The sequence below is a fragment of the Pseudomonas sp. ABa2 genome (assembly GCF_056676075.1).
This window is the reverse complement of sequence record NZ_CM155239.1, coordinates 1097491-1123053: the sequence shown is the minus strand read 5'-3', so window position 1 is coordinate 1123053 and position 25563 is coordinate 1097491. Positions and strand designations below refer to the sequence as shown.

At 66.9% G+C, this 25563-nt stretch carries 23 protein-coding genes; 14 read left to right on the top strand and 9 right to left on the bottom strand.

Going from position 1 to position 25563, the window contains the following annotated elements; genetic code table 11:
• The first annotated feature begins 297 nt into the window (after positions 1-297).
• From yejK to AC1G9C_RS05340, 4 genes are read left to right on the top strand one after another with little or no spacing between them, the layout of a single operon-like run.
• Positions 298-1305 carry a nucleoid-associated protein YejK gene (gene yejK, locus AC1G9C_RS05355; RefSeq protein ID WP_021445742.1) on the top strand — a complete coding sequence of 336 codons (1008 nt, stop codon included), beginning with the start codon at positions 298-300 and terminating at the stop codon, positions 1303-1305.
• Between the two features lie 50 nt (positions 1306-1355).
• Positions 1356-2243, top strand: coding sequence for a DUF4344 domain-containing metallopeptidase (locus AC1G9C_RS05350; RefSeq protein ID WP_021445743.1), 888 nt, complete (start codon positions 1356-1358; stop codon positions 2241-2243).
• 12 nt (positions 2244-2255) lie between these two features.
• Positions 2256-3101: a polyphosphate kinase 2 family protein gene (locus AC1G9C_RS05345; protein WP_480409635.1), complete on the top strand. Its 846-nt coding sequence runs from the start codon at positions 2256-2258 to the stop codon at positions 3099-3101.
• The gene (locus AC1G9C_RS05340; RefSeq protein WP_480409634.1) at positions 3098-3418 is read left to right on the top strand and encodes a glutaredoxin family protein; all 321 of its coding nucleotides are present in this window, start codon (positions 3098-3100) and stop codon (positions 3416-3418) included. The genes AC1G9C_RS05345 and AC1G9C_RS05340 overlap by 4 nt, the downstream gene beginning before the upstream one ends.
• A 12-nt stretch (positions 3419-3430) precedes the next feature.
• On the opposite strand, the gene qhpR is transcribed toward AC1G9C_RS05340, so the two are convergent.
• On the bottom strand, positions 3431-4510 hold the full coding sequence (gene qhpR / locus AC1G9C_RS05335) for an AraC-like transcriptional regulator QhpR (RefSeq protein WP_480409633.1): 1080 nt from the start codon (positions 4508-4510) through the stop codon (positions 3431-3433).
• 388 nt (positions 4511-4898) lie between these two features.
• Between qhpR and exaC the strand changes: the two genes are divergently transcribed.
• From exaC to eutC, 4 genes are all read left to right on the top strand, one after another.
• Complete coding sequence (gene exaC, locus AC1G9C_RS05330) at positions 4899-6419, top strand: acetaldehyde dehydrogenase ExaC (protein WP_480409632.1); 1521 nt, start codon at positions 4899-4901, stop codon at positions 6417-6419.
• A 71-nt stretch (positions 6420-6490) separates the two neighbouring features.
• Entirely contained in the window at positions 6491-7939 is a 1449-nt protein-coding gene (gene eat / locus AC1G9C_RS05325; RefSeq protein ID WP_480409631.1) for an ethanolamine permease, read from the top strand.
• Positions 7940-7988: 49 nt separating this feature from the next.
• Entirely contained in the window at positions 7989-9383 is a 1395-nt protein-coding gene (locus tag AC1G9C_RS05320) for an ethanolamine ammonia-lyase subunit EutB (protein WP_480409630.1), read from the top strand.
• Positions 9384-9419: 36 nt separating this feature from the next.
• Positions 9420-10229, top strand: coding sequence for an ethanolamine ammonia-lyase subunit EutC (gene eutC, locus AC1G9C_RS05315; RefSeq protein ID WP_480409629.1), 810 nt, complete (start codon positions 9420-9422; stop codon positions 10227-10229).
• 72 nt (positions 10230-10301) lie between these two features.
• Here eutC and AC1G9C_RS05310 read toward each other — a convergent pair whose 3' ends face one another.
• The 8 genes from AC1G9C_RS05310 to AC1G9C_RS05275 all read right to left on the bottom strand — a co-directional run bounded on the left by AC1G9C_RS05310 (position 10302) and on the right by AC1G9C_RS05275 (position 17232).
• A complete protein-coding gene (locus AC1G9C_RS05310) occupies positions 10302-11237 on the bottom strand; it encodes a glutathione S-transferase family protein (RefSeq protein ID WP_480409628.1) in 936 nt (311 codons plus the stop codon).
• 64 nt (positions 11238-11301) lie between these two features.
• Complete coding sequence (locus tag AC1G9C_RS05305) at positions 11302-11583, bottom strand: GIY-YIG nuclease family protein (RefSeq protein WP_480409627.1); 282 nt, start codon at positions 11581-11583, stop codon at positions 11302-11304.
• On the bottom strand, positions 11580-12299 hold the full coding sequence (pcsA, locus tag AC1G9C_RS05300; RefSeq protein ID WP_480409626.1) for a phosphatidylcholine synthase: 720 nt from the start codon (positions 12297-12299) through the stop codon (positions 11580-11582). The genes AC1G9C_RS05305 and pcsA overlap by 4 nt, the downstream gene beginning before the upstream one ends.
• Positions 12300-12401: 102 nt before the next feature.
• Positions 12402-12884: a nuclear transport factor 2 family protein gene (locus AC1G9C_RS05295; RefSeq protein ID WP_480409625.1), complete on the bottom strand. Its 483-nt coding sequence runs from the start codon at positions 12882-12884 to the stop codon at positions 12402-12404.
• A gap of 155 nt (positions 12885-13039) precedes the next feature.
• A complete protein-coding gene (locus tag AC1G9C_RS05290; protein WP_021445750.1) occupies positions 13040-13804 on the bottom strand; it encodes an amino acid ABC transporter ATP-binding protein in 765 nt (254 codons plus the stop codon).
• 9 nt (positions 13805-13813) lie between these two features.
• A complete protein-coding gene (locus tag AC1G9C_RS05285; protein WP_021445751.1) occupies positions 13814-14911 on the bottom strand; it encodes an amino acid ABC transporter permease in 1098 nt (365 codons plus the stop codon).
• Positions 14912-14920: 9 nt separating this feature from the next.
• Complete coding sequence (locus AC1G9C_RS05280; protein ID WP_480409624.1) at positions 14921-16105, bottom strand: amino acid ABC transporter permease; 1185 nt, start codon at positions 16103-16105, stop codon at positions 14921-14923.
• Positions 16106-16203: 98 nt separating this feature from the next.
• Positions 16204-17232, bottom strand: a complete 1029-nt coding sequence (locus tag AC1G9C_RS05275) for an amino acid ABC transporter substrate-binding protein (protein WP_397498583.1) — start codon at positions 17230-17232, stop codon at positions 16204-16206.
• 476 nt (positions 17233-17708) lie between these two features.
• Between AC1G9C_RS05275 and AC1G9C_RS05270 the strand changes: the two genes are divergently transcribed.
• From AC1G9C_RS05270 to AC1G9C_RS05245, 6 genes are all read left to right on the top strand, one after another.
• The gene (locus AC1G9C_RS05270) at positions 17709-18368 is read left to right on the top strand and encodes an alpha/beta hydrolase (protein WP_397498584.1); all 660 of its coding nucleotides are present in this window, start codon (positions 17709-17711) and stop codon (positions 18366-18368) included.
• Positions 18369-18489: 121 nt separating this feature from the next.
• On the top strand, positions 18490-20391 hold the full coding sequence (locus AC1G9C_RS05265) for an acyl-CoA synthetase (RefSeq protein ID WP_480409623.1): 1902 nt from the start codon (positions 18490-18492) through the stop codon (positions 20389-20391).
• Between the two features lie 189 nt (positions 20392-20580).
• Complete coding sequence (locus tag AC1G9C_RS05260) at positions 20581-21519, top strand: GGDEF domain-containing protein (RefSeq protein ID WP_480409622.1); 939 nt, start codon at positions 20581-20583, stop codon at positions 21517-21519.
• 100 nt (positions 21520-21619) lie between these two features.
• Entirely contained in the window at positions 21620-22783 is a 1164-nt protein-coding gene (locus tag AC1G9C_RS05255) for a dipeptidase (RefSeq protein ID WP_480409621.1), read from the top strand.
• Between the two features lie 110 nt (positions 22784-22893).
• Positions 22894-24351, top strand: coding sequence for an ATP-dependent RNA helicase RhlB (gene rhlB, locus AC1G9C_RS05250; protein ID WP_480409620.1), 1458 nt, complete (start codon positions 22894-22896; stop codon positions 24349-24351).
• Between the two features lie 250 nt (positions 24352-24601).
• Positions 24602-25561 carry an ornithine cyclodeaminase family protein gene (locus tag AC1G9C_RS05245; RefSeq protein WP_457787853.1) on the top strand — a complete coding sequence of 320 codons (960 nt, stop codon included), beginning with the start codon at positions 24602-24604 and terminating at the stop codon, positions 25559-25561.
• The last annotated feature ends 2 nt before the right edge of the window (positions 25562-25563 follow it).

The following is a 25563-nucleotide window of genomic DNA, read 5'->3' as shown; positions in this document are numbered from 1 at the left end:
GCCGCCGCGGTGCGTCCCTTTACTGCGTCGTGTGGACGTCACAGACGCTAGACCGGGAAGCGCCATCGCGCGAATCGGAAAGCGCATTTTTTCCAGAAAATAGAGCTCTATCACTGCAGATAGCGGCAAATAGCCAGCAATCTCCCTTCGCATCCTGTGCCCAACGGCATCCCGGGCATGGAGTCGGCAGCGATGTCGGGTAGACTCTGCGCATGCCGCAACGCTGCCGATGCGCGAGCCCTTCTTGCTCCCCTGCGGCGTTACTCCCATCGCGAACCCGCCAAAGACCGAACCGCCATGCCGATCCGCCACTGCATCGTCCACCTGATCGACAAGAAACCCGATGGCAGCCCTGCCGTGCTGCACGCCCGCGACAGCGAGCTGAGCGCCTCGCCGGCCATGGAGAACCTGCTGGCCGACCTCAACGAGAGCTACAACGCCAAGCAGGGCAAGGCCTGGGGCCTGTTCCACGAGGAGTCCGGCGCCTACCCCTTCAGCGGCTGGCTGAAGAGCTATCTGGATGGCGAGCAGGATTTCACCGCCTTCAGCCGCCAGGCCGTGGAACAACTGCAGAAGCTGATGGAGGAATCCAACCTGTCCACCGGCGGCCACGTGCTGCTGGCGCACTACCAGCAGGGCATGACCGACTACCTGGCCATCGCCCTGCTGCACCACAGCGAAGGCGTGGCGGTGACCGAGGCGCTGGACGTAACCCCGGCCAAGCACCTGGACCTGGGCCAGTTGCACCTGGCCGCGCGCATCAACATCAGCGAGTGGCAGAACAACAAGCAATCCAAGCAGTACATCTCCTTTATCAAGGGCAAGAACGGCAAGAAGGTCTCCGACTACTTCCGCGACTTCATCGGCTGCCAGGAAGGCGTCGACGGCCCGGGCGAGACCCGTACCCTGCTCAAGGCCTTCAGCGACTTCGTGGAAAGCGAGGATCTGCCGGAGGAGCAGGCGCGCGAGAAGACCAAGACCCTGGTCGGCTACGCCACCAGCCAGGCCAAGATGGGCGAGCCGATCACCCTCGACGAGCTCTCCGGACTGATCGACGAGGAGCGTCCACGCGCCTTCTACGAACATATCCGCAACAAGGATTACGGCATGGCCCCGGAATTTCCCGCGGACAAGCGCACCTTGAGCCAGTTCCAGCGCTTCACCGGCCGCGCCGAGGGCCTGTCGATCAGCTTCGAGGCGCATCTGCTGGGCTCGAAGGTCGAGTACGACGAGGGCCGCGACATGCTGATCATCCGCCAGCTGCCGACCCAGCTGAAGGATCAACTCAAGCGCCGCCAGGACTGACGCGCGCCCCGGCTGAGCTAGACTGCAAGAACACGCTGCGAGGTGCGCCCATGCCCTCGTCCCCTGCCTTGCGCCGCCACTGCGCCGCCGCCCTGCTGGGCCTCGTCCTGCTGGCGGCCGACGCCTCCGAGGAGCCGCCGATCGAGGCGCTGCTCAGCGACGAAGAGCGCTTCATCAGTGCCAACGCCGAGTTCACCCTGCTCCACGAGATGGGCCACCTGCTGATCGCCGAGCTGGATCTGCCGGTACTCGGGCGCGAGGAGGACGCCGCCGACCAGCTGGGCTTCCTCAGCCTGTTCCTCAGCGCCGACCGGCAGCGCGACGCCGGCTTCTATGCCCGACTGCTGGACATCGCCGACTACTGGCGCCTGGAATGGCAACGCCCCAAGCCCGACTACGAGGAGGTGCACGCCTGGGCCAGTCACGGCCTGGACGCGCAGCGCTTCTACAACCTGGCCTGCCTGATCTATGGCAGCGACCCGGATCGCCTGGAGTGGGTACCCAAGGTCACCGGCCTGCCGATGGAGCGGGCGCTCTATTGCGACCAGGAATACCAGCAGGTCAGCCGGGCCCTGGCCTGGGTCAAGCGCCAGCACGGGCGCAGGCCGGGCGAGCCGCACGGCCATCGCATCCGGGTGATCTTCGATGCGCCCGCACAGCGCATCGCCAACGGCGCACGCCTGCTCGCGCTGCTGCAGGACAGCGGCGAGGTGGAGGCCATCGCCGCCCGCGCCAGCGCCGTTTACCGCCTGCCACGTGACCTGATCCTGCGCGTGGTCAATTGCGGCGCCGCGGATGCCTGGTACAGTCGAGACGCTGGCGAGTTGGTGCTGTGCTACGAACGCCTGGCACATTTCCAGCTGCTCGCCGCCCAGTTGCCGCGCCTGCGCCTGAACGGCGCGGCCATGCTGTGTCCGGCCTGCCGGCCACCCCGCTGAAGGAACCCGCCCATGAGCCAGCGCCTGCCCAACGCCCTGCTCGACGCCTGCCTGTGCGACGTGCGGGCGCCGCTGGCGGGCGATCCGGCGCGCACCCTGGGCCTCGACAAGGCCGAGGCCAAGGCCCGCCTGGAACGGCTCAAGCCCTGGCTGCAGGAGCAGCAGACGCGCCTCTGGGCCAACCGCCGCCAGGCCCTGCTGCTGGTGCTGCAAGGCCCGGACTGCAGCGGCAAGGACGGCGTGATCCGCCGCGTGCTCAGCGCCTGCAACCCGCAGGGCCTGGCCGTGCACAGCTTCCAGGCGCCGAACGCAGCCGAGCGCGGCCAGCACTTCCTGCAACGCTACCGCCAGCGCCTGCCAGCCCCCGGCCTGCTCGGCGTCTTCAACCGCAGTCATTACGAGGCGCTGATCTGCGACCCGCTGGACGGCCTGTGCGGCGACGACGAGCTGCCGGCACGCCTGGCCGCGGCGCTGGAATTCGAGCAGGGCCTGGCGGCGCAGGGCATCGTGGTGCTCAAGTGCTACCTGCAGATCGACCAGGCCGAACAGTACCGCCGCCTGGTCGAGCGCCTGGAGCAGCCGGCGAAACGCTGGAAGCTCAAGCTCAGCGACCTGCAGTCGCACCAGCAGTTCGGCGAACGCCAGCGGCGCTGGAGCGCGCTGCTCGCCGCCAGCCACAGCGGCGCCGCACCCTGGTACCTGATCCCGGCGCACAAGCGCTGGCTGCGCGACCTGCTGGTGGCCAGCCTGCTGGCCCGCGAGCTGGAAAGATTGCAGCTGCAGTGGCCGGATCGCCCGGCGCCCTTTACCCTGGAACAACTGCAAGCCGCCACCACGCACAAGGACGCGCACCAATGAAGAAAATCCTGCTGATCCTCGCCGCCCTGGCCCTGTGGCAGAACTGGGACAGGCTCGAACGCTGGCTCAAGCCACCGCAGGCCGGCAACGCCAGCGGCGAGGTCGTGCTCTACGCCACCAGCTGGTGCGACTACTGCGCCAAGACCCGCGAACTGTTCGCCGCGGATGGCATCGCCTACCGCGAGGTGGACATCGAGAAAGACAGCGCCGGCCGCGCGCGCCATCAGGCCCTGGGCGGCCGCGGCGTGCCGCTGATCGATATGCGCGGACGGATCATCCACGGCTACGACCAGCGCGCCATCCGCGCCGCCTACTGAAACGACACGACCTCAGTGTGTGCGGTGGCTGTCATGCCGCCACTGCCGCGGACTGACGCCAAACCAGCGGCGGAACGCCCGTGAGAAGGCACTGGTTTCCGAATAGCCAAGCAGCGGCGCCAAGTGGGAAATGGGCAGCTGTTGCTGACGCAGGTAGCAGCCGGCCAGTTGCCGACGCACGGCGTCCACCAGTTGCGAGAAGCTCTGGCCCTGTTCACGCAAGCGCCGCTGCAACGACCAACTGGTCATCCCCAGTTGCTCGGCGACTGCCTCCAGAGCCGGCTCACCGAACAGCAGCTGCTGACGAATCTGCTCGCGCACATCGTTGACCACGTCACGCTCGCCTGGGCCGCCCAGGCTGCTGATGCGGTTCAGTGAATCCTGCATCACCATCAACAGTACCGGGTCGCTCTCGGGCATGGCGCGGTTCAGGCCGCGCTTGGGGATCGACAGGGAATTGAAGGGCTGCTCGAAATACACCGGCGCATCGAAGACTTTGCAGTGCTCGTGCCAGTGCTCGGGGCGCGGATGTTCGAAGTGCACCGCGCGTGGCGCCCAGTGGCTGCCGAGTGCGTGGCGCAGCAGATTGAGCACCATTCCCAGAGTCAGCTCGGCATCCTGACGCCGACTGAGAATGGCGCCATGGCGTACCTGATAGTCAAAGCGATAGCACTCGCCCTCGTCGACCAGACGAATCAGGCTGTTGCGTTGATGCAACGGAAACGCACGCGCAAAATTGATCAGCGCCTGCTCCAGGGTTGCGGAACAGAGCCCGATGTAACCGAGCAACCCCAGCGCCTGCGGCTTGAACTGCTGACCATAGTAGAGGCCGAAGTTGTCGCAACCGGACTGGTGCGCAGCCTCTTCCAGCACCTGGCAGTAATTGGGCAGGGCCAGACTCAAAGCGGGATGGCGCAAGCACTCGGGATCGATACCGGAAATGCCCAGGATACGGTCAGGATCACCGCCCTGCTTTTCGATAAAGCTGCACAGGCCGCTCGCGGCAGCCGCCAGTACGCCGGCATTGGCGGGTGCGCTCGAGAGCAGCGAGGTGCAGAGAGAAGCGCCGGCCTGGGAGAGAAAGGAACTCATTGGCTCCTCCTTGGTAGCGATGCGCCTTGGTAAGCAAAAAGCACGCCTGCACTGTTGCGACCTACAGGTTGTGCTGCCCACTCGAGCAAAAGCCGCGGCGTAGTTGAAAGATCGCGGCGCCTTGCTGCTCTGTTCGCCCTGCACGATCGCTCACGCACACAGAAAAGTGAGTCATTTTGAAACGTACGCACCAAAGCAGGGCGCGCGAATTGACCCATGACGACACCCCTCCCAGCGCACCGGTAAAAGTTGACTTTGCACGACAGCGCCCCTCGCCCAGGGTCAAGTTTCCCGGCGTGAATTCCCCCCATGATGTGCCTGAGCCTTATTTGAGAACACCGCTCACCCGCCTCGAACAATTACAACAACATCGCTTCGGAGAACGCTCATGATCTATGCCAAACCGGGTACCCCAGGCGCCGTCGTCAGCCTCAAGCCGCGCTACGGCAACTACATCGGCGGCGAATTCGTCGCCCCGCTCAGTGGCCAGTACTTCAGCAATACCAGCCCGGTCGACGCCTCGGTGATCGCCGAATTCCCCCGTTCCAATGCCGCCGACATCGACAAGGCGCTGGACGCCGCCCACGCCGCCGCCGACGCCTGGGGCCGCACCAGCGTGCAGGAGCGCTCGCACATCCTGCTGAAGATCGCCGACCGCATCGAAGCCAACCTCGAGCTGCTGGCCGTGGCCGAGACCTGGGACAACGGCAAGGCCGTGCGCGAAACCCTGAACGCCGACGTGCCGCTGGCCGCCGATCATTTCCGTTACTTCGCCGGCTGCATCCGCGCCCAGGAAGGCAGCACCGCCGAGATCAACGACGGCACCGTGGCCTATCACTTCCACGAGCCGCTGGGCGTGGTCGGGCAGATCATCCCGTGGAACTTCCCGCTGCTGATGGCCGCCTGGAAACTGGCCCCGGCCCTGGCTGCCGGCAACTGTGTGGTGCTCAAGCCGGCCGAGCAGACTCCGCTGTCGATCACCCTGCTGGCCGAGATCATCGGCGACCTGCTGCCGCCCGGCGTGCTCAACGTCGTCCAGGGCTTCGGCCGCGAAGCCGGTGAAGCCCTGGCCACCAGCAAGCGCATCGCCAAGATCGCCTTCACCGGCTCCACCCCGGTCGGCTCGCATATCCTCAAATGCGCCGCCGAGAACATCATCCCGAGCACCGTCGAGCTGGGCGGCAAATCGCCGAACATCTTCTTCGCCGACATCATGAAGGCCGAGCCGGCCTTTATCGAGAAGGCCGCCGAAGGTCTGGTGCTGGGCTTCTTCAACCAGGGCGAGGTGTGCACCTGCCCGTCGCGGGCGCTGGTGCAGGAGTCGATCTACGACGCCTTCATGGCCGAGGTGATGAAGAAGGTCAAGCAGATCAAGCGCGGCAACCCGCTGGACACCGAGACCATGGTCGGCGCCCAGGCCTCGCAGCAGCAGTTCGACAAGATCCTTTCCTACCTGGAGATCGCCCAGCAGGAAGGCGCCCAGGTGCTCACCGGCGGTGCGGCCGAGCGCCTGGACGGGGATCTGGCCAGCGGCTACTACATCCAGCCGACCCTGCTCAAGGGCACCAACCAGATGCGCGTGTTCCAGGAGGAAATCTTCGGCCCGGTGATCGGTGTGACCACCTTCAAGGACGAGGCCGAGGCCCTGGCGATTGCCAACGACACCGAGTTCGGCCTGGGCGCCGGGGTGTGGAGCCGCGACATGAACGTCGCCTACCGCATGGGCCGGGCGATCAAGGCCGGCCGCGTATGGACCAACTGCTACCACCTGTACCCGGCGCATGCCGCCTTCGGCGGCTACAAGAAGTCCGGCGTCGGCCGCGAAACCCACAAGATGATGCTCGACCACTACCAGCAGACCAAGAATCTGCTGGTCAGCTACGACATCAATCCGCTGGGCTTCTTCTGATCTGCCATCGAACCACCTCATAGACCGACGCCCCGCCCGCAGCCGGGCCGGGGCGCGAAGGAGCCTTGCCCATGTCCACCCAAGATACCCTTGCCCTCGCCCCGGATCGGGGCGTGGAGAGCGAAAGCGTCGGCGCCGAGTACTTCGCCAATCGGCAACTGAAGAAAGGCGCCGCCGGTTGGGTCCTGCTGCTCGGCCTCGGTGTCGCCTACGTGATTTCCGGCGACTATGCCGGCTGGAACTTCGGCCTGGCCCAGGGCGGCTGGGGCGGGCTGTTCATCGCCACCCTGCTGATGGCGACCATGTACCTGTGCATGTGCTTCGCGCTGGCCGAGCTGTCCTCGATGATCCCCACCGCCGGCGGCGGCTATGGTTTCACCCGCACGGCCTTCGGCCCCTGGGGCGGCTTTCTCACCGGCACGGCGATTCTCATCGAATACGCCATCGCCCCGGCCGCCATCGCCTGCTTTATCGGCGCCTACTGCGAGTCGCTGTTCGGGATCGGTGGCTGGGCGGTCTACCTGGCCTTCTACGTGATTTTCATCGGCATCCACGTGCTCGGCGCCGGCGAGGCGTTGAAGCTGATGTTCGTCATCACCGCGGTGGCGGCCATCGCCCTCGGCGTGTTCATCGTCGCCATGCTGCCGCTGTTCCGGCTGGACAACCTGTTCGACATCCCCGTCACCCAGGCCAGCGGCGCCAGCGCCTTCCTGCCGTTCGGCTACGTCGGCATCTGGGCGGCGATTCCCTACGCGATCTGGTTCTTCCTCGCCGTCGAAGGCGTGCCCCTGGCCGCCGAGGAAACCAAGAACCCCAAGCGCGACCTGCCGCGCGGGCTGATCGGCGCCATGCTGGTGCTGCTGGCGTTCGCCGCGCTGATTCTGCTGGTCGGCCCCGGTGCTGCGGGTGCGCAGGCGCTGATGAGCTCCGGCAATCCGCTGGTGGAGGCGCTGGAGAAGGCCTACAGCGGTCCGACCTGGATGAGCCAGGTGGTCAACCTGGTCGGCCTGGCCGGACTGATCGCCAGCTTCTTCTCGATCATCTACGCCTACTCGCGGCAGATCTTCGCCCTGTCGCGGGCCGGTTACCTGCCGCGCGGCCTGTCGCTGACCAACCGCAACAAGGCCCCGGTGGCGGCCCTGGTGGTGCCCGGCATCATCGGCTTCGGCCTGTCGTTGAGCGGCCAGGGCGACCTGCTGATCCTGGTGGCGGTATTCGGCGCCACCCTGTCCTACGTGCTGATGATGGCCGCGCACATCACCCTGCGCCTGCGCCGCCCGGACATGCCTCGCCCCTACCGCACCCCGGGTGGCATGCTGACCTCCTCGGTCGCGCTGGTATTGGCGAGCATCGCCCTGGTCGCCGGTTTTCTCGTGGACCCGCGCGTGGTGATCGGCGCGGCGGCGATCTACGCGCTGTTCATCGCCTACTTCGCCCTCTACAGCCGTCACCATCTGGTGTCCGGCACCCCCGAGGAAGAGTTCGCGGCGATCCAGGCCGCCGAGCAGTCCTTGCGCTGATGCCTAGCAATGCGACCGCCACGCGGCGGTCGCGACAGGAGAAGGATCCATGGCCCAATTCGCCCATACCATCGCCGGCCAGACCTGGCGTTTCGACAGCTTGCGCGAGCTGCTGGCCAAGGCCAGCCCGGCGCGCTCCGGCGACTACCTGGCCGGGATCGCCGCAGGCAACGACGCCGAGCGCGCGGCGGCGCAGATGGCCCTGGCCGAGGTGCCGCTCAAGCACTTTCTGGACGAGACGCCGATCCCCTACGAACAGGACGAAGTGACCCGGCTGATCATCGACAGCCACGACGCCACCGCCTTCGCCCCGGTCAGCCATCTGACCGTCGGCGGTCTGCGCGACTGGCTGCTCGGCGACCAGGCTAACGAGGCCAGCCTGCGCGCCCTGGCGCCGGGGCTGACGCCGGAGATGGCCGCGGCGGTGTCGAAGATCATGCGCGTGCAGGACCTGATCCTGGTGGCGCAGAAGATCCGCGTGGTCACCCGCTTTCGCAACACCCTGGGCCTGCGCGGGCGCATGTCGACCCGCCTGCAGCCCAACCACCCCACCGACGATCCGGCCGGTATCGCCGCCAGCCTTCTCGATGGTTTGCTCTACGGCAACGGCGACGCCATGCTCGGCATCAATCCGGCCACCGACAGCATGGCCTCGATCTGCACCCTGCTGGAGATGCTCGACGCGATCATCCAGCGCTACGAGATTCCGACCCAGTCCTGCGTGCTGACCCATGTCACCAGCTCGATCGCCGCCATCGAACGCGGCGCCCCGCTGGACCTGGTATTCCAGTCGATCGCCGGCACCGAGGCCGCCAACGCCAGCTTCGGCATCAACCTGCAGATTCTCCAGGAAGGCTACGAAGCCGGCCTCAGCCTCAAGCGAGGCACCCTCGGCAATAACCTGATGTACTTCGAGACCGGCCAGGGCAGCGCGCTGTCGGCAGGCGCCCACCACGGCGTCGACCAGCAGACCTGCGAGACGCGCGCCTACGCGGTGGCCCGGCATTTCAAGCCGTTTCTGGTCAATACCGTGGTCGGCTTTATCGGCCCGGAGTACCTCTACAACGGCAAGCAGATCATCCGCGCCGGCCTGGAGGACCATTTCTGCGGCAAGCTGCTGGGCGTGCCGATGGGCTGCGACATCTGCTACACCAACCACGCCGAGGCGGACCAGGACGACATGGACATGCTGCTGACCCTGCTCGGCGCCGCCGGCATCAACTTCATCATGGGCATTCCCGGCTCCGACGACGTGATGCTCAACTACCAGACCACCTCGTTCCATGACGCCCTCTACGCCCGCCAGGTCCTCGGCCTGCGCGCCGCACCGGAGTTCGAGGCCTGGCTGGAGACCATGGGCATCCTCTATCAGCAGGGCGACCGACTGCGCCTGGGCGACGAGCTGCCGGCGGTGTTTCGCCAGGCCCTGGCGCAGCTCGCCTGAACCTCGATGCCACACCCGCCCCTTTTGGAGGTCCGCATGTCCGAAAAGCCCCCCGCCACCGAGAATCCCTGGCAACAGCTGCGCCAGCTGACCCCGGCACGGATCGCCCTGGGCCGCGCCGGCACCAGTCTGCCGACCCGCGCCCAGCTCGATTTCCAGTTCGCCCATGCCCAGGCGCGCGACGCCGTGCACCTGCCGTTCGATCATGTCGGCCTGCGCGAGGAACTGCATGATCGCGGCCTGCCGACCCTGCTCCTGCGCAGCGCCGCCGGCGACCGTCACACCTACCTGCAGCGACCCGACCTGGGTCGCCGCCTGCATGCCGATTCTGCTGAATTTCTCCGCGATTATGCCGAGGAGCACGCTCAGAGCTACGACCTGGCCATCGTCATAGCCGACGGCCTGTCGTCGCTGGCCGTGCGCCGCCACAGCCTGCCGTTTCTCGACCGCCTGCTCGAACAGGTCGCCGAGCAAGGCTGGTCGCTGGCCCCCATCACCCTGGTCGAACAGGGGCGAGTGGCGGTGGCCGACGAGGTGGGACAACTGCTGAAGGCGAAGATGACGGTGATCCTGATCGGCGAACGCCCCGGGCTCAGCTCACCGGACAGTCTGGGCCTGTATTTCACCTGGGCGCCGCGCGTCGGCCTCAACGACGCCTACCGCAACTGCATTTCCAATGTCCGCCTCGAAGGCCTGAGCTACGGCATGGCCACTTTCCGCCTGATGTACCTGATGCGCGAAGCCTGCAAGCGCCAGCTGTCCGGGGTCGAACTCAAGGACGAGGCCCAGGTGCCCAGCCTGGACGCCGGCGGGCCGGGCAACTTCCTGCTGCCGGATCGGCGCTAGCAGGAGAGGGACGGCGCTCTACCCCGTCCACCGCGATGGTGGATGGGGGGAAGCGTCATCCAACCTACGCGCTCAGCGCGCCTCTATGCGAAAGCCCAGGCGCGGGAAGTGCACGTGCAGCACGCCGGCCCGCGCGTCCTCGCGGCGCAGGATCAGCTCCTCGCGCCCGGCGAACAGCAGCTCGCCCGCCACCGGATCGACGCCGTAATCCACCGCGGCGATGCTCACCTGCTGGCCGCGGACAAAGCCGTTGGGCTCGACGAAGTCCTCCTCCGGCAGCGCCGCCGGGGTCGCCTCGCGCGCCACGGCGATGGCCTGTTCGGCGCTCATCTCGCTCAGCGAACCGTGGCCGAAGCCCAGCACCCGGCCGAGCCAGGCAGCGACGTCCGGGTAGTCGTCGACCAGCGGCGCGGTCACCGGAGTGGCGCGCAGGAACCACAGGCAGTGAGCCACGGCGAAGTCGGCCAGCGACGGTTCGCCGAACAGGAAGTCACCCGGCTCGCGCTGCAACTGCTGCTGCAGGCGCCCCATCAGCACCGGCCACTGGTGCTTGGCCTGCTCCAGCGGCAGGCGGCTGGCACTGCCGCCGGAGAACAGCGCGCTGCGGTCGGCGACGAAGGCCTTGACGAACTCCGGCGGCAGCTTGGCGAAGCGCAGGGCGATGGATTCGGGCTGGAACACCAGCGCCACGGCGTGCTGGAACAGCACCGAGTCGGCCCATTGCGCCAGCAGGCTGACGTTGAACTCCTGGCCTTCGGGCAGCAGCGCCGGGGTGGCCTTCTCCGCCTCCAGGCGGCGGGCGATCAGTGCAGTGTCGCAATAGATATCGGCGCCCACCTGCAGCACCGGGGTCTTGCGGTAGCCGCCGGTCAGCGCGGTCAGATCCGGCTTGGGCATCAGTGGCGGAATCATCACCGAGCGCCAGGACAGTTGCTTGAAGCCCAGCATCAGGCGGGTCTTCTCGGCAAAGGGCGAGGTCGGGTAATGGTGCAGGATCAACTCGTGCATGGCGCGCTCCGCGTCGGGGTCGAAAGGCCCAGCTTAACCGCCTGGCCCGACTGCGCCCACCGCCTCAGGCGAATGAGGGGGCATCACCGGCGGCAATCAGCGCTTCCTTGGCGCGCTTGGGCAGGCGCTTGATCGCCCGCTCGCGGCGCAGCGCCTCGCCCTTGCCGGCGCAGGCCTCGACGTAGGCCAGCGCCTGCGCCGGGCTGGTATGGAAGAAGCGCGCGCCCTTGCCCGCCTGATGCTGGGCGAAACGTCGCTGCGGGTCGTCGCTGATGCCGCAGTACAGCGCCCCGTTGGCGGCGCGTACCAGGTAGACGAACCAGGCTTTCTCGACTGCTGCGTTCATCCGCGCTGCGGCCACCACTCCCGCGCGCTGCGCCACAGGCAGACGCCGACGAAGTAGGCGCTCGCCAGCAGCCAGATGACCAGCAACCAGGGCTGGTTGAGCGGGTACTGCAGGATCAGCAGGGCGCTGGCCAGCATCCACAGGCTGGTGACGGCGATGTTCAGCGGCATGAACTGGCGCACCCGAAACGGATGCAGGAACTTCATCTTGGTCAGGGTCAGGCCGGCCAGCAGGACGATGGTGCCGAACGCCAGCCAGGGGTGGAAGTCGAGGAGATAGAAGTACAGCACCACCACGTTCCACGCCGCCGGGAAGCCGACGAAGTAGTTGTCCTGGCTCTTCATGTTGAGGTTGCAGAAGCAGAACAGCGAGGACACCAGGATCAGGCCCACGGCGAACAGCGCGGTGAAATCGGGCAGCGGGATAAAGCGGTAGAGGAAGATCGCCGGGATGAACACGTAGGTGAGGTAGTCGATCACCAGGTCCAGGGTCGAGCCGTCGAAGTGCGGCAGCACGCCCTTGACGTCGTAGCGCCGCGCCAGCGAGCCGTCCAGGCCATCGACCAGCAGCGCCAGGCCGAGCCACAGCAGGCACTGCTTGGGCTGGCTGTCGAGCACGGCGAGCAGGGCCAGCAAGGCGAGTATCACCCCGCTGGCGGTGACGGCATGGACGCCCCAGGCCTTGGCCTGTTTCACGGCTACGAGCAATTCGGTCACGGCAGGATCTCGGCTGAGGGTGGCTGGGTGCGGCAACAGGCGCCTGCATCCCTAATTGAAGGCTATGACCGGCAAGCCTACCACTGCGTTCAGCCGCGCGCCTCAGCCGGCCGCCTGACGTCCCTGGCGAAACTGCGCCAGGCCCTTGGCCGCCTGCCGGCGGATGGCCCCCTGCACCGGCGGCGCCCAGCCCAGCAGCAGGCCCTTGGCGCCGAGCGCCTGGCCGGCCCAGCGCCACAGGTCGAACTGGTCGCGGTGCTCGACTATCAGTCCGCCCTCGAAGCGAAACTGCGCCTGGATGCGGTTGACCACCTGGCGCCCGGTGGCGCTGAAGCGGTAGCTGGCGACCCAGTGGGCGCTGCCCTGGCGGTCGTCGGCCTGCACCGCATCGAAGGTCAGCGAAAAGCCTTCGGCGCGGCTGCACAGCATGCGCCACATATCGCCGGCCGCGGCGCCGCGCAGGTCGGTGAACACCGGGTCGGAGAAATGAATGTCCGCGGCGTAGCAGGCCGCCATGGCCTCGGCATCCAGGCGCTGGAAGGCCGTATAGAAACGCTGGATCAGTTCGGCATTGGGGTGGTTCATAAGCGCTCCAGGGCTATAGGCCTGTAGGGTGTCGCAGGGCCATCTAGGCCATGCGCACCAGCGAACGGAGGGTTTGGGTCTGCGGTGCGCGCGGCGCCTCTGGGCCCCATGAAAAAGGGAGCCCGAAGACTCCCCCTGTTCACAGCGCAACCGCCTCAGTGCAGGATCTGACTGAGGAACAGCTTGGTGCGCTCGTTCTGCGGGTTGGTGAAGAAGGTGTTGGGCTCGGCCTCTTCGACGATCTCACCCTTGTCCATGAAGATCACCCGGTTCGCCACGGTGCGGGCGAAGCCCATTTCGTGGGTCACGCAGAGCATGGTCATGCCGTCCTCGGCCAGGCCGATCATGGTGTCGAGCACTTCCTTGACCATCTCCGGGTCGAGCGCCGAGGTCGGCTCGTCGAACAGCATGATCTTCGGCTTCATGCACAGCGCGCGGGCGATCGCCACGCGCTGCTGCTGGCCGCCGGAGAGCTGACCCGGGTACTTGTGCGCCTGTTCGGGGATACGCACGCGCTCGAGAAAGTGCATGGCGACTTCCTCGGCCTGGCGCTTGGGCATCTTGCGTACCCACATCGGCGCCAGGGTGCAGTTCTGCAGCACGGTCAGGTGCGGGAACAGGTTGAAGTGCTGGAACACCATGCCCACTTCGCGGCGGATCGCCTCGATGTGCTTGAGGTCGCTGGTCAGCTCGGTGCCGTCGACCACGATGCGCCCCTGCTGGTGTTCCTCCAGGCGGTTGAGGCAGCGGATGGTGGTGGACTTGCCCGAGCCGGACGGGCCGCAGAGGACGATGCGCTCGCCCTGCTGCACGCTGAGGTTGATGTCCTTGAGCACGTGGAACTGGCCGTACCACTTGTGCACCGCCTGCATGAGGATCATCGGCTCGGCGCTGGACGACTTCTTGATGGCTTCACTCATAACTCACTCCTAACGCTTGTGGCCGGTATCCAGCTTTCTCTCCAGATGCAGGGAGTAGCGGGACATGCCGAAACAGAAAATCCAGAAGATCAGCGCGGCGAACACGTAGCCCTCGGTGGCCATGCCCAGCCAGGCCGGGTCGGTGGTCGCCTGCTTGATGCTGTTGAGCAGGTCGAACAGGCCGATGATGATCACCAGGCTGGTGTCCTTGAACAGCGCGATAAAGGTGTTGACGATGCCGGGGATCACCAGCTTCAGCGCCTGCGGCAGGATCACCAGGCCCATCATCCGCCAGTAGCCCAGGCCCATGGCCGCGGCCGCCTCGTACTGCCCCTTGGGAATGGCCTGCAGGCCGCCGCGTACCACCTCGGCGATGTAGGCGGACTGGAACAGGATCACCCCGATCAGCGCGCGCATCAGCTTGTCGAAGTGCATGCCTTCGGGCAGGAACAGCGGCAGCATCACCGAGGACATGAACAGCACGGTGATCAGCGGCACGCCGCGCCAGAACTCGATGAAGGTCACGCAGATGACGCGGATCGCCGGCATGTCCGAACGCCGTCCCAGCGCCAGCAGGATGCCCAGCGGCAGCGCGCCGGTGATGCCGACCGCGGCGATCACCAGGGTCAGCATCAGGCCGCCCCACTGGCTGGTGGAGACCAGGCTGAGGCCGAACACGCCGCCGTGCAGCAGGCACCAGGCGATGATCGGGTAGATCACCAGGAAGGCCAGGCCGTACAGCGCCTTGCGTGGCATCTGCGGCACGAACAGCGGCGCCGCGCCGATGATCGCCAGCCACAGGGTGGTATCCACCCGCCAACGCAGTTCGCTCGGGTAGAAACCGTACATGAACTGGCCGAAGCGCTGCTGGATGAACACCCAGCAGGCGCCGCCGCCGGTGCAGTCGGCCCGGGTGGTGCCGCTCCAGGTGGCGTCGATGAAGGCCCACTGCAGCAGCGGCGGCACGATCAGCCAGATCAGATAGAGGGCGAACAGGGTCAACAGGCTGTTGAACCAGTTGGAGAACAGGTTGGCCTTGAGCCAACCCAGTGCGCCGACGCTCAGGCGCGGCGGCGGCAGGTCCGGTTTGAAGGTATGGGTCTGCATGGCTGCTCCTTACCGCTCGATCAGCGCAATGCGCTTGTTGTACCAGTTCATCAGCAGGGAAATGCTGATGCTGATCGCCAGGTACACGCTCATGGTGATGGCTATCACCTCGATCGCCTGGCCGGTCTGGTTGAGCACCGTGCCGGCGAACAGCGAGACCATGTCCGGGTAGCCGATGCCGGCCGCCAGCGAGGAGTTCTTCGCCAGGTTGAGGTACTGGCTGGTCAGCGGCGGGATGATCACGCGCAGGGCCTGCGGGATGATCACCAGGCGCAGGGTGACCGCCGGGCGTAGGCCCAGCGAGCGCGCCGCCTCGGTCTGGCCATGGCTCACCGCCATGATCCCGGAGCGCACGTTCTCGGCGATGAAGGCCGCGGTGTAGATGGTCAGCGCCAGGGTCAGGGCCATCAGCTCGGGAATCATCACCCAGCCGCCGCGGAAGTTGAAACCGGTCAGCTCCGGCACGCTCCACTGCAGCGGGTTGCCGCCGATCAGCACGGCCAGGCCGGGGATCACCACGATCATCGCCAGCGACGCCCAGAAGGCGTGAAACACCTTGCCGGTGGCCTCGCGGCGCGCCTTGGCCCAGCGCCCCATCACCACGATGGCGACTATGGTCGCCAGCAGCACGCCGACGAACAGGCCGAAGCTCTCCGACGGGCTCGGCGCCGGCAGGTACAGGCCGCGGCTGTTGAGGAAGAAGGTCTCGCCGATCTCCAGGCTCTGCCGCGGCCCCGGCAGGGTGAGGAACACCGCGAAGTACCAGAAGAGAATCTGCAGCAGCGGCGGGATGTTGCGGAAGATCTCGATATAGACGGTGGCCAGCTTGCTGATCAGCCAGTTCGGCGACAACCGCGCCACCCCGAGGATGAAACCGAGGATGGTGGCCAGGACGATGCCGATCACCGACACCAGCAAGGTGTTGAGCAGGCCGATGACGAACACCCGTCCGTAGGTATCGCTCTCGGTGTAGTCGATCAGGTGTTGGGCAATGCCGAATCCGGCACTGTTACCCAGGAAACTGAAGCCGGAAATGATCCCGCGCTTCTCGAGGTTGGCCTGGGTGTTCTGGAACAGGAACCAGCCGAGCGCCACGACGGCGACCACGGCGATGATCTGGAATAGCCACGCGCGCACCTGGGGGTCGGTCCAGACCGATCCTCGCGGGCGCGGGACATTAGCAGTAGTTTGCATAACAGCCCTCTTGGAAGCCCCATGCCCGCGGGCGCGGGCATGGGGTTCACGTCATCAGGAACAACCGGCGCGCCTAGCTGGCGCGCCGATACAGACGATCAACGCACCGGCGGTGCGTACTGCAGACCACCTTTGTTCCACAGGGCATTGAGGCCACGCTCGATCTTCAGCTCGCTGCCGGCACCGACGTTGCGGTCGAAGCTCTCGCCGTAGTTACCCACTTGCTTGACGATCTGCACCGCCCAGTCCTTCGGCAGCTTCAGATCCTTGCCGAACTCGCCTTCGGCGCCGAGCAGACGGGCGACGTCGGGGTTCTTGGTGGACTTGGCCTGCTCTTCGACGTTGGCCGAAGTCACGCCCAGTTCCTCGGCGTTGAGCATGGCGAACAGGCTCCAGCGCACGATGTCGAACCACTCCTCGTCACCCTGGCGTACCACCGGGCCCAGCGGTTCCTTGGAGATGACTTCCGGCAGCACCACGTAGTCGTCCGGGTTGGCCAGCTTGATGCGCTGCGCGTACAGCTGCGACTGGTCGGAGGTCAGCACGTCGCAACGGCCGGCTTCGACCGACTTGGCGCTCTCGTCGGAGGTATCGTAGGTGATGGGGGTGTACTTCATGCCGTTGGCACGGAAGTAGTCGGAGAGGTTCAGCTCGGTGGTGGTACCGGCCTGGATGCACACGGTGGCGCCGTCCAGCTCCTTGGCGCTGGAAACGCCCAGCTTCTTGTTAACCAGGAAGCCCTGACCGTCGTAGTAGTTGGTGCCGGTGAAGTTCAGGCCCAGGGCCGCGTCGCGCGAGCTGGTCCAGGTGGTGTTGCGCGAGAGGATGTCGACTTCGCCGGACTGCAGCGCGGTGAAGCGCTCCTTGGCGGTCAGCGGACTGTACTTGACCTTGGTCGCATCGCCGAACACCGCAGCCGCTACGGCGCGGCAGACGTCGACGTCCAGACCCAGGTAATTGCCTTTCTCGTCGGCGTAGGAGAAGCCCGGCAGACCATCGCTGATCCCGCACTGCACGAAGCCTTTCTTCTGCACCGCATCCAGGGTAGCGCCCGCCTGCGCGAAGCCGCTGACACCGAGTACGGCTGCGGTGGTCAGCACAGCCAGGGTGGATTTCACCATCTTCATTAAAACCTCCAGTTGCTCTTGTTGTGTTGGAGTCTCGGTCCTGCTTCCCCACCCTTATGAGGCACGCGATCCGCTGGCAGCAACGGCATCGACGGGAAGATCGGACCTCAGGCGTGAGTCTAGTCGGCATTACCCTCTGCTGGCCAACTGCCCTCGCCCTGCCCATTGGTCGAACGGGCCAGAGACGGATCGTCATCCGCCGGCGCGAAGGTTCGCGCCGACGAACTGGTAAGGAACCCCACACAGCAGATTCCTGCCTGTTGAGCGTGCGGCGATGGCACAGTGTTACCGTTACCACACGCGTCGTCAGTCCGGGTCAGCTATAGCAAGCCCCGTACCAGCGCCTTGCAAAAAGCAGCATACGGACTGGTCAAGAGCAAAAGTTGCACCCGTGCGACAACTTATTCACAGATTAGCCAAGCCTCGAAAAGGGCGCCGCCCCAATTTGAAGCACACGCACCACACCGGAGCTACCAATGACCGCACCCATGATCCTGCAGCCCCCACAACCTGCCGATGCCAGCGTGATCTGGCTGCACGGCCTGGGCGCCGATCGCTACGACTTCCTCCCGGTCGCCGAAACCCTGCAGGAACAGTTGCCCAGCACCCGCTTCGTCCTGCCGCAGGCGCCGACCCGCCCCGTCACCATCAACGGCGGCTGGAGCATGCCGAGCTGGTACGACATCCTCGCCATGAGCCCGGCGCGCGCCATCGACCAGGCGCAGCTGGAGCAGTCGGCGCAGCAGGTGATCGAGTTGATCGAGGCCGAGCGCGCCAGCGGCATCGAACCGGCGCGCATCATCCTCGCCGGTTTCTCCCAGGGCGGCGCGGTGGTGCTGCATACCGCCTTTCTGCGTTACCCGCACACCCTGGGCGGGGTATTGGCACTCTCGACCTACGCGCCGACATTCAGCGACGACATGCCGCTGACGGATACAAAAAGACAACTGCCGGTGCTGTGTTTGCATGGCAGATTCGACGACGTGGTGACGCCCGACATGGGCCGCGCCGCGTTCGACCGTCTGCACGCCTGCGGGGTGCCGGTGCAATGGCGCGACTACCCGATGGCGCACGAGGTGCTGCCGGAGGAGATTCGCGATATCGCCGCCTGGCTGAGCCAACGGCTCGCCGACTGACCGATAAAGGTGCTCCGCGCGCACCAGCGGTTCTCGGCGTCGCCGCGGTTCGCTGGCACGGCCCCCGGCTTCCCCCTGAACCGGCTGCAGATACCCGCCGCCCCGACTGAGAGATGCACCAATGACGACAGCGCCGCTGATCCGCACCCTGCAGGATATCGAGCAGATCGAGAAAACCCCGCTCAGTGCTCGCGACCTGCCCGCCAGCACCTACGAGCTGATCCGCCGCACGGCCGTCGCCCAGCCGGACGCCCCGGCGCTGTCGTTCATCCTCCAGGGCGACGGCGAGGAACAGCCGCTGCGCCTGAGCTACGCCGAGCTGCTGGGCAAAATCACCCAGACCGCCAACGCCTTCCACCGCCTCGGCCTGCGCCCAGGCAAGGCGGTGTCCTTCCTGCTGCCCAACCTGCCGCAGACCCACTTCACCATCTGGGGCGGCGAAGCGGCCGGGATCGTCAACGCGATCAACCCGCTGCTCGAGCCCGAGCATATCGCCGAGCTGATCCACGCCTCGGACTCCGAGCTGCTGGTGACCCTGGCGCCCTTCCCCGGCACCGACCTGTGGGCCAAGGTCGAGGCCCTGCGCGGCCAGTTGCCGGCGCTCAAGGCGGTGCTCTGCGTGGATCTCGCCAACCTGCTGCCGGAGCCTCAGCGCAGTGCGCTCAAGGCCCAACGCGGGCCGCTGCCGGACGGCGTGCTGGACTTCGACGAGACCATCGCCGCCTGCCCGAGCGACCACCTGGAGAGCGGCCGGATCATCCAGGCCGAGGACATCGCCAGCTACTTCCACACCGGCGGCACCACCGGCACGCCCAAGCTGGCGCCGCACAGCCACGGCAACGAGGTGGCCATGGCCTACAGCATGAACCTGGTGACCCGCTTCGCCCCCGGCGACGTGACCCTCTGCGGCCTGCCGCTGTTTCACGTCAACGGCGTGGTGGTCACCGGCCTGACCGCGTTCATCGGCGGCGCCGAGGTGCTGCTGGCCACCCCGCAGGGCTATCGCACCCCCAAGCTGATCGGCAATTTCTGGAAGATCATCGAGCGCCACAAGGTCAGCTTCTTCAGCGGCGTGCCGACCATCTACGCCGGCCTGCTGCAGGTGCCCAGCGCGGGGCATGACCTGAGCTCGCTGAAATACGCCCTGTGCGGCGCCGCGCCGATGCCGGTGGCGCTGATCCGCCAGTTCGAGGCCAAGACCGGACTGTGCCTGATCGAAGGCTACGGCCTTACCGAAGGCACCTGCGGCAGCTGCGCCAATCCGCCGGCCGGCGAACGCCGCCCCGGCTCCATCGGCCTGCGCATGCCCTACTGCGAGGTGCGCATCAAGCTGCTCGACGAGCAGGGACAGTACCTGCGCGAGGCCGCGCCCAACGAGATCGGCAACCTGTGCATCCGCGGCGCCACGGTGTTCAAGGGCTACCTGCAGGCGAGCAAGAACGCCGGCATCTGGGTCGACGGCGACTGGTTCAATACCGGCGACCTCGGCCGCATGGACGAAGACGGCTACATCTGGCTGACCGGGCGCAGCAAGGACCTGATCATCCGCGGCGGCCACAATATCGACCCGCAGCTGATCGAGGAGGCGCTGCACAAGCACCCGGCCGTGGCCCTGGCCGCCGCCGTCGGCAAGCCGGACGAGAAGGCCGGCGAACTGCCGGTGGTCTACGTCCAGCTCAAGCCCGGCGCCCAGGCCGGCGAGGCCGAGCTGCTCGAACATGCCGCCGCGCATATTCCCGAGCGCGCCGCGGTGCCCAGGGATGTCTGGATAGTCGAGGCCATCCCGCTGACCGCGGTGGGCAAGACCTTCAAGCCGGCGCTGCGCTTCGATGCCATCGCCCGCGTCTACCAGGCGGCGCTGGCCGAGCTGGAGCCGGCGATCCGCGTCGAGGTGCTCGGCGACGACCAGGCCGGCCAGCTCGCCCATATCCACCTGCCGCGCCGCGACCCGGCGCTGGCCGCGGCCGTGCGCGAACGCCTGGCCGGCTTCGCCGTCGGCCACCGCCTCCACCTACCCGACTGAGGACGCCGCGCAGGGACGCGCGCCAGTCGACAGCCTGGCACCAACGTACAACCGCTGGTCGGCCGAACTTTGGCCGAGCATTGCCAGGGGCCCGACCCGGGAATAATGTCGAGACGCTGTTGCACCACGACAAGGAGCGTTTGCGATGCCATCTGGCCTCGACGCCCCGCCAGGCCCGGCAACATCGCGATGAAACCGGCGCACTGGCAGGCAGACCTGCAGCAAATCCAACGACTGCGACTGTTCCACAAAGTCGCCGCCAGCAGCCTCGACCAGTTGCTGCGGGAATTTCGCGCCTGCGAACTGGAGGCCGGCGAAGTCCTGCTCTCCCCGTTCAACCGCAACCAGCACCTCTACCTGCTGATCGAGGGCCAGCTGCGCGTCTACCTCGGCTCGCTGGACAACCAGCCGGTCGGCACCCTGGAAGTCGGCGACTGCGCCGGCGAGATCAGCTTCATCGACAACGAGCATCCCAGCGCCTACGTAGTCGCCGAGCGGCCCTCCACCGTGCTGCGCCTGCACCGCGAGTCGCTGATCGCGCTGTTCCAGCAATCGCCGCAACTGATGCAGAACCTCCTGGAGCTGCTTTGCGAACGGGTGCGCCGGGGCAACCGGCTGATCCTCGACAGCGAGCAGAACGCCAATATCGACACCCTCACCGGCAGCTTCAACCGGCGCTGGCTGGAGCACGTGTTCGAGCGCGAAAGCACCCGCTGCGCCTTCAACGACGAGCCGCTGTCGCTGCTGATGCTGGATGTCGACCACTTCAAGGCCTACAACGACCAGCACGGCCACCTGGCCGGCGACTACGCCCTGTGTCTGGTCGCCCATACCCTGCGCAACCAGCTGCGGCCGAAGGACAGCCTGGTGCGCTTCGGCGGCGAGGAGTTCGTCATCCTCCTGCCGGAGATCGCCGACCAGGAGGCGCGCGGCATCGGCGAGCGCCTGCGCCAGAGCCTGGAACGCATCGGCTCCTTCTATTCGCCGGTCGGCGTGCTGCCGGGGGTGACCATCTCCATCGGCCTGGCGCAGATGCGCCACCAGGACAGCCTGCAGAGCCTGATCGCCCGCGCCGACGCCGCGCTATACCAGGCCAAGCAGCAGGGGCGCAACTGCCTCTGCGGTTAAGCCCTGCTCACCATGGTGCGCAGGGCGCCCCCTACTCCAGGGTGCACCGCTTCCCTGCTAGAGTGGCCGGCATAACAACACGCCTGGATGGCCACCCTTTATGCGCAAACTGCTGATCGCCCTGCTGCTGCTCGCCCCGCTTTCCGCCCTGGCCTTTTTCGGCCTACCCCAGGTGCTCGATGCACAGATGAACAGCGTGGCCTCGCCGCCGCCCTACCCCGCCAGCGCCAGCGCGCAGCAGCTGCACCAGGGCCTGTTCGTCGCCGACCTGCACGACGACGCCCTGCTCTGGGAACGCGACCTGCTCAAACGCTACGACTACGGCCACTCCGACCTGCCGCGCATGCTCGAAGGGCGCCTCGGCCTGCAGGTGTTCTCCACCGTGACCAAGACCCCGCGCGGGCTGAACATGGAAAGCAACGCCGGCGACAGCGACAACATCACCCTGCTGGCCATGGCCCAGCGCTGGCCGCGCGCGACCTGGGACAGCCTGCTGCAGCGCGCGCTGTACCAGGCCGAGAAACTGCGCGAGGCCGCAGACGCCAGCGACGGGCGCCTGGTGCTGATCCGCAACCGCGCCGAGCTGGCCCGCTTCGTCGAGGCCTGGCGGCAGGATCCGCAGCGAGTCGCCGCGCTGCTCGCCACCGAGGGCCTGCAGCCCATCGAGGGCAAGCTGGAGAACGTCGACGCGCTGTACGACGCCGGTTTCCGCATCGCCGGCCTGACCCACTTCTTCGACAATGAAGTCGGCGGCTCGGCCCATGGCCTGGAGAAAGGCGGCCTGACCCCGCTGGGTCGACAGGTGATCGAACGCCTGGAAGAGAAAGCCATGCTGGTCGACCTGGCCCACGCCTCACGGCCGCTGATCGACGACGTGCTGGCCATGGCCACGCGCCCGGTGCTGGTGTCGCACACCGGCGTCGAGGGCACCTGCCCCGGCACGCGCAACCTCAGCGACAGGCACCTGCAGGCCATCGCCGCCACGGGAGGGGTGATCGGCATCGGCTACTGGAGCACCGCGGTGTGCGACACCTCGGTCGCCGCCATCGTCCGCGCCATCCGTTATACGGCGGACAAGGTCGGCGTCGCGCACGTGGCCCTGGGCTCGGACTTCAACGGCACCGTGCACACGCCGTTCGACGTCACCGGCCTGGCCCAGCTCACCGAAGGCCTGCAGGGCGCCGGCTTCTCCCCCGAGCAGATCGCCGCGATCATGGGCGGCAACGTGCAGCGCCTGCTGCTGGCCAGCCTGCCGGCGAAATAAGCCGCACAGCGCGTTCGCCCCTTGACAGGGGCGAGCGAGGCACTTCGCCGCGCCCGCGTCTTGCATTACACTGGCGGCCGTTCATTCCTTAACCAATCGATGAGAAGCCCGTGCTCAAAGCACTCAAGAAAATGTTCGGCAAAGCCGAAGGCGAACTGCCCCAACCGGCCACCGCGCCCGTAGCGCCCGCCCAGGCCCAGCCCGGCGGTCAGGAAAAACCCAGCCGCATGCCCAAGCCTGCGCGCCAGCCCGAGGCCGCTGCCGCCAGCGCGGCAACCAACGCGGAACGCCCCGCCCGTCCGGCCAAGTCCGACAAGCCGCGCCGCGAGCGTCCGGCCAAGCCGGTGGACACCTGGAAGCTGGAAGACTTCGTGGTCGAGCCGGTCGAAGGCAAGACCCGCTTCCACGACTTCAAGCTGGCCCCCGAGCTGATGCACGCCATCCACGACCTCGGCTTCCCCTACTGCACGCCGATCCAGGCCGGCGTGCTGGGCTACACCCTCAAGGGCCAGGACGCCATCGGCCGCGCCCAGACCGGCACCGGCAAGACCGCCGCCTTCCTCATTTCGATCATCACCCAGCTGCTGCAGACGCCGCCGCCGAAAGAGCGCTACATGGGCGAGCCGCGCGCGCTGATCATCGCGCCGACCCGCGAGCTGGTGGTGCAGATCGCCAAGGACGCCGCCGCGCTGACCAAGTACACCGGCCTCAACGTCATGCAGTTCGTCGGTGGCATGGACTTCGACAAGCAGCTCAAGCAGCTCGAATCGCGCTTCTGCGACATCCTGGTGGCCACCCCGGGCCGCCTGCTGGACTTCAACCAGCGCGGCGAGGTGCACCTGGACATGGTTGAGGTGATGGTGCTCGACGAAGCCGACCGCATGCTCGACATGGGCTTCATCCCCCAGGTGCGCCAGATCATCCGCCAGACCCCGATGAAGGGCGAGCGCCAGACCCTGCTGTTCTCCGCCACCTTCACCGAAGACGTGATGAACCTGGCCAAGCAGTGGACGGTCAACCCGGCCATCGTCGAGATCGAGCCGGAGAACGTCGCCAGCGACACGGTGGAGCAGCACGTCTACGCCGTGGCCAGCAGCGACAAGTACAAGCTGCTGTACAACCTGATCACGCAGAACGACTGGACGCGGGTGATGGTCTTCGCCAACCGCAAGGACGAGGTGCGCCGCATCGAGGAACGCCTGACCCGCGACGGCGTCAGCGCCGTGCAGATGTCCGGCGACGTGCCGCAGCACAAGCGCATCCGCGCCCTGGAGGGCTTCCGCGAGGGCAAGATCCGCGTCATGGTCGCCACCGACGTGGCCGGCCGCGGCATCCACGTCGACGCCATCAGCCACGTGATCAACTTCACCCTGCCGGAAGACCCGGACGACTACGTGCACCGCATCGGCCGTACCGGCCGCGCCGGCAGCAGCGGCACCTCGATCAGCTTCGCCGGCGAGGACGACGCCTTCGCCCTGCCGCCGATCGAGGCGCTGATCGGGCGCAAGATCCAGTGCGAGATGCCGCCGGACGAACTGCTCAAGCCGGTGCCGCGCAAGCACCACTGAGTCGCGCCGCCGCAGCAGCAGAAGGCGAAGCCCCAGGGCTTCGCCTTTTTTGTTGGCGATGTCAGCGCGGGTCGTTGCATAGCCTGCAGGAGCGGATCTATCCGCGAAATACGCCCGGGCGCCATCGCTTCTGTGCCGATAGCAGCTTCGTCCATGCGTCATCCTCGGACAGCCGGCGGCCATGCCCCTTGTCGAGCAGATACCAATAAGTCCAGAATGGACAAATAAGTTCATTCCGGATACCGCCGCCATGCCCAGCACCCCGCCCTATCTGATCCATCGGGCCGAAGCCGCCCAACTCCTCGCCCGCGTCGATGTCGTGCAGGCCATGCGCGAACTGTTCCGCAGCCTGGCGCGCGGCCAGGCGGTGCAGCCGGCGCAGCAGCTGGTGGAGTTTCCCGGCGGCGGCGACTTCATCAACTACCTCGGCGTGCTCGCCGAGCAGCGCGTCTACGGGGTCAAGACCTCGCCCTATATCCCCGGCGAGCGCGGCGCCATCGTCACCGCCTGGACCCTGCTGATGTCGATGGACGACGGCCAGCCGCTGCTGCTGTGCGATGCCGGCGAACTCACCACCGCCCGCACCGCGGCCACCACCGCCGTGGCGGTGGACGCCCTGGCGCCGGCCGCGGCCAACCGCCTGGCGGTGATCGGCAGCGGCCCGGTGGCGCGCGCCCATGTGCGTTACGCGCAGGGCCTGCGCGACTGGCAGAGCATTCGCCTGTACTCGCCGAGCCTGGCCGGCAAACCCGCCACCGCGCAGCAGGAGCTGCTGCAGCTCGACCCGCGCCTGCAGCTGTGCGCCAGCCAGGCCGAGGCCTGCGCCGATGCCGAGGTGATCATGCTGTGCACCTCCTCGGCCGGCCCGGTGCTCGACCCCGCCACGCTCGAGCAGCCCGCGCTGATCACCTCGATCAGCACCAACGCGCCGCGCGCCCACGAGGTGCCTCCGGCCAGCCTGGCGCAGATGGACGTCTACTGCGACTACCGCGCCACCACCCCGGCCAGCGCCGGCGAGATGCGCCTGGCCAGCGAGCAGCACCTGTGGGACCGCGCGCTGATCCGCGGCGACCTGGCCGAGCTGCTCGACGGCTCGGCGCCCCTGCCCGACTACCGCCGTCCGGCATTCTTCCGCTCCATCGGCCTGGGTCTGGAAGACGTCGCCCTGGCCCAGGCGCTCCACCAACTCAAGCAGGCCGCGGAGGGCTGAGC